This window comes from Duganella sp. sic0402 (assembly GCF_019219065.1).
GTDB lineage: Bacteria > Pseudomonadota > Gammaproteobacteria > Burkholderiales > Burkholderiaceae_D > Rugamonas.
Genome location: NZ_JAHUWK010000025.1, coordinates 1 through 4,678, shown reverse-complemented (window position 1 = coordinate 4,678; position 4,678 = coordinate 1). Strand labels below are relative to the sequence as shown.

The 4,678-nt window shown below is 61.0% G+C and carries 4 protein-coding genes and 1 rRNA gene; 1 reads left to right on the top strand and 4 read right to left on the bottom strand.

The genetic code is table 11. The annotated features are described in order from the left end of the window. Window positions 1-357 precede the first annotated feature (357 nt). Window positions 358-633, bottom strand: coding sequence for an SDR family oxidoreductase (locus KW842_RS27120; RefSeq protein ID WP_218307303.1), 276 nt, complete (start codon window positions 631-633; stop codon window positions 358-360). 185 nt (window positions 634-818) lie between these two features. Here KW842_RS27120 and KW842_RS27115 point away from each other — a divergent pair, with 185 nt between their 5' ends. Continuing rightward, a complete protein-coding gene (locus KW842_RS27115; RefSeq protein ID WP_218307305.1) occupies window positions 819-1,715 on the top strand; it encodes an AraC family transcriptional regulator in 897 nt (298 codons plus the stop codon). Here KW842_RS27115 and KW842_RS27110 read toward each other — a convergent pair. From KW842_RS27110 to rrf, 3 genes are all read right to left on the bottom strand, one after another. Further along, window positions 1,701-3,137 (bottom strand): DUF3482 domain-containing protein, encoded by a 1,437-nt coding sequence (locus tag KW842_RS27110; protein WP_218307301.1) that lies wholly within the window; start codon window positions 3,135-3,137, stop codon window positions 1,701-1,703. The two genes, KW842_RS27115 and KW842_RS27110, sit on opposite strands and share 15 nt — an antisense overlap. After that, window positions 3,134-4,498: a DUF2868 domain-containing protein gene (locus tag KW842_RS27105; RefSeq protein ID WP_218307299.1), complete on the bottom strand. Its 1,365-nt coding sequence runs from the start codon at window positions 4,496-4,498 to the stop codon at window positions 3,134-3,136. The genes KW842_RS27110 and KW842_RS27105 overlap by 4 nt, the downstream gene beginning before the upstream one ends. Before the next feature lie 61 nt (window positions 4,499-4,559). Beyond that, a 5S ribosomal RNA gene (gene rrf / locus KW842_RS27100) occupies window positions 4,560-4,672 on the bottom strand. Between the last annotated feature and the right edge of the window lie 6 nt (window positions 4,673-4,678).

Sequence of the window (4,678 nt, the reverse complement as noted above, 5' to 3'; positions counted from 1 at the left end):
GCCAGCGTTCAATCTGAGCCAGGATCAAACTCTTTAGTTTAATCTCTGTTTTATGATCATTTCTGACCATGGTTCGCTCACTCAAAATACTGACAGTATTACTACTGTTTTATTTCTTGTTGAGCATTTAATGCTTTTTGTTGCAGCACCAAATGCCCACACTTATCGACTGTTGATTTTTAAAGATCTTGTGTTGCTAGCTGAAGAAGCGTTTTGTTCATCAGCGAAGAGGCAAGATTATGAAGCATTTCAACCATCTCGTCAAGCTCTTCTTTTTCCCGCTTCACTCTGCATTTGCATGCTTCGTTTCGCGAGGGACAGAATCATACCAAGCGCCCGCTGCTTTGACAAGGGCTTTCACGCATTATTGATCACCACATCGACGCGCTTGTGAATGTCCTCGGCAAACGCCAGGAACTCACGCATCTCGTCCGGCTGATTGACGTCCAGCGCAAACCATTCCGCCGAGCCGCCCGCCTTGCGGATTTCCGTCACCAGCGCGTGCAGCTTGCTGGAGCGGCGCGCACCCAGCACCACATGATGTCCCTCGCCTGCCAGTTGACGGGCTGTCGCGGGACCGCATCCCCGGCTGGCGCCGGCAATCAGAATTACTTTGCGATGAGCTTGAGTCATGATGCAGTCCTTCCTAGCCATTAACACAGGCTGCATCTTACGGACGAATCGCCATGCTGCGAATGCACATGCCTATGTAGTTCTTGCCTAATCCTATGCATCGCAACGACAGCTGTAGCGATCAGTGCGGGAATCATGGATCATTCCTATTCATCACCGCAAATAAGGAGTGTAGTGTGGAACGCATGATTGCCCTGCATATGCAGCTGGCGCGCAACGAGGGCTATACCGAAACCCTGGTGGACGACGTGCGCCTGACACGCGCCAACCAAAGCGTGACCAAGTCGCCGGCCATGTACGATCCCTGCATCGCCATCGCGCTACAGGGCCGCAAGCGTACCTACTTCGGCAACGACATCCTGCAATTCGACGCCGATCATTACCTGGTGGTGGCCGTGCCCATGCCATTCACCGCCGCTACCGAAGCGTCGGAGGAACATCCCTTCCTCGGTCTGTCGATCCGCGTCGACCGCACCACGCTGGCTGACCTGATGTTCGCCATCGACCAGAGCGATAACGAAGTGCCGGCGCTCCCCAAGGGGATGATGACCACCCGCATGGACGAACGCCTGCGCGAAACGGTGCTGCGGCTGCTGGAGGCATTGAACTCGCCACTGGAAGCGCGCGTGCTGGGACCAAGCATCGTGCGCGAGATCTGCTACCGGGTGCTGATGGGCGAGCAGGGCGCCGCCATGCGCGCGGCGCTGACCAGTCAGGGACAGTTCGGCCGCATCGCCAAAGCACTGCGCCGCATCCATGCCGACTATGCCGCCGATATCGACGTCGGCATCCTGGCGGCGGAAGCCAGCATGAGTGTGCCGGCCTTCCACGTGCACTTTAAATCGGTGACACATTGTTCGCCGATTCAATACCTGAAGTCCGCACGCCTGCACCAGGCGCGCTTGCTGATGGCGCGCAACGACATGACCGCGCAAGCCGCGTGCGCGCAAGTCGGCTACGAAAGTCCGTCGCAATTCAGCCGTGAATTCAAGCGTTACTTTGGCCGCAGCCCAAGCGAAGAAGCCAACGCCATGCGGCGCTTCCTCACCGTACAGCCGGCCGAGGCGTCACGATTGGTGTAAGCCGGGATACAGCTGCGCCAGCACGGCCGACACCATCTGCTCCATCAATAGCTGCAACGTCGCCTGCTCACGGCGCGCCTGTTTCCACACGGCGGCCAGCGCGGCCTCGTGCTGCGCCACCACTTGCTCCACCGCGCTTTGCCAGAAGGCCGGCGCTTCGCTGTCAACAAAGCTGCCACGCCCACGGCCGAAGTGCGCCACTGCCAGGTAACGCAAGATGCCCGCCACTACCAGCGTGCGCATGAAGGCGTCCGTGAACTGCATGGTGGACTGATTTCGGTCGGTGCTGGAATTGAAGCCCCAGGCCGCACCGGCAAAGGTCAGCGCACCAGCAAGGCCGCCCAGCAAGGCGCCGCCACCGAGCGTCAGCCCTCCCGCCAACAGGTCTGCTGACAAGCCGGTGGCTGCGCCGGAAATCATCGCGCCCAGCAGGCCTGCCTGTGCCTTGTCGATCGGCGCGCGTACAGAGAAATGATCTCGCACTTGCGCATTGATGTCGGCGGCGCCGGCAGGGTCAAGTTGATGCAGCACCAGCAGCGCGCGCGTCATCGCGCCAGTGTGCTGATTGAGGCGCGCGACCAATTCGCCCATCGCTTGATCCTGGCGCTGCTGTTCGGCGTTTTTGCCGATGCCAACGACTTTCAATGCCGACTTGAGCAGGCTCGCGCCTTCTTGTGGCAGTGCCTCGCTATCGCGCGCGGCAACCAGCAACTGCTCCGACAACAGCCGCATCGATTGCGTGTAGCGTTCCGCGTTACGTGCTTGCCACGCGGCGAGCAGACGCGCATATGCTGGCTGCTGTTCCGCGCTGAGCAAGCCTGTCAGCGACGCGTAAAACACGCGTTCGTGCACCCAGCTGCGCGCGAAGGCGTCCAGTGCCAGCACCTCGCGCACGGCGGGATACTGTCGCAGGTGATCACGCCAGCGGGCCTGGTCGGCCTGCTCTTCCGCCAACGGGCGTGGACGGCCAGTCTGGTTGAGGATCACCACCACCGGCTTGGCCAGCCATTCGAGAATCTTCATCTCTGCCGGCACGTAGCCGGCGTCTTGCGGATCTTCCGCCGAATTCACCAGGTACAGCACGATGTCCGCTGTATCACGCGCGGCGCACAAGGCCTGTTGGCTCAACCAGAACGGGCGATCGCGATAGCGATCCAGCATTTCGCGCAGGAACCAGCCGATGGGATTGCCCGCCTGCGCGAGACGCTTTTGCAAACGCACCGAGTCGCCAAAGCCGGGCGTATCCCACAGCTGTAGCGTGTCGCCTTCAGCGGTAGCCAGCAGCGTGTGCGGCTCGGAGTGGACGGTCACGTGAGCAGCGTCGCGCACCTCGCCGACATCGACACCCATCAGTGTGCGCGCCAACGTGGTCTTGCCGTTGTTGGTGTGCGAAATCAGCGCCAGTTGTATCGTAGTGCTCATGCCGGCGCCTGCAAGTTGACGACGCTGGCGCTGACGCCGTGGAAGCGGCAGAACTCCTGCCACAGCGCGACGCGCTCGGCCAGGCGTTCCGCGCCCATGCGCTCCAGGTACGCCGATTCGTCCAGCAGCACGGTAAGACCGCGCGGCGTCGCCTTTGACAACACATCCAGGAAGGCGCCGTGATTTTCCTGTTCCGGCGTCGCACTCAGATTGAATAGAGCGGCCGTTGCGGCAAGCTCGGCGTCATCGCTGACTTGCGGCGTCTCGCCATACGGCGTGGATGGCCGCAGCATCAAGCGCCCCTGCTCGCCGAACATCTCGGTGGCGAGCAGTTGCAAGCGCCGATGGCGTTGCTCATCGACCGTAAAACTATAGGGCAGCACGCGCAGCGTGCCGCCTTGCGCCATGCCCATCGCATCATTCAGCTTACGGAAATAGGGCTGCTCCAGATCGAGCGGGAAATGGCGCGACAGGCGCGTCGCCTGCCATTGTGCGAACGCCGACAACAGCAAGCGCGGCACGATCACCAGCAGCAGAATGGTGGCCGCATACAGATGCACCCAGCGCGCGCCGCCTTCCGCTGCCGTGACTTGCGGGAAGCGCAGCGCTTCAATCTCCGCCAGCGTGAAGCCTTGCAACTGGAACAGCGCAATCGCTGGCGCGAACAACGTCGATAGCAAACCATGTACCTGACGCGCGTCGAGGAAAGTGCTTTCCCAGCCGGCCGCATATTGCGACAACAGGCCGCGCGCGTACAACGACGCCAGTGCGCCGATGGCAAACGCCGCCGCGCTCAGATGCACAGTGCGGCTCAGGCGAGCGGCGTTCAGCCGGGCGCTGAGCTGCGCCCATTCGCGCATGAAATCTGTCACTGCGGTCGAGAGCACAGAAGGCAGCTTGCGCGGCGCCTTCAAGCGGTGTGGCGCGCGCGGGCGTGATGGAATAAACAGCCAGATCAGCAGGCCCAAGTAGACCAGTAGATTCCAGACGATGATCAGCAACAGCGGCGCCGACAACAAATCGACGCGGTGCGGATCGGTGATGCGGTCCAGGCCTGCGCCAAGCAGCAAGCCAATCAGCGGCAAGGCCCAGGCCAGCGGCTGCAATGGACTGCGTTGTTTGACGAAGCCGGCAAAGGCGGCGTGGCGTTCTGCCAGGCGTTTGAGGATTTGTTCGGCGCGCTGCTGGAGGAAATCGTCACCGGTGGCTTCAGCCTTGCGGTCGGCGGCGCGCCACTGGGCCAGCTCGCGCGCGCTGCGGCTGGCGTACAGGCGATCATCGTCGCTGAGGATTTCCTTGTTTTGATCGGCGGTCTCGATGGCACGGACCAGCACGACGTCTTTCGCAGTGTGTTCGTTCATGCGAACGATTGTAAACGCAAAAAGGCCCGGTCACAGACCGGGCCTTCTCACTTAATAACTAGCTTGACGATAACCTACTTTCACACTGGTTGCAGCACTATCATCGGCGTAGAGTCGTTTCACGGTCCTGTTCGGGATGGGAAGGGGTGGGACCGACTTACTATGGTCATCAAGCTTTGA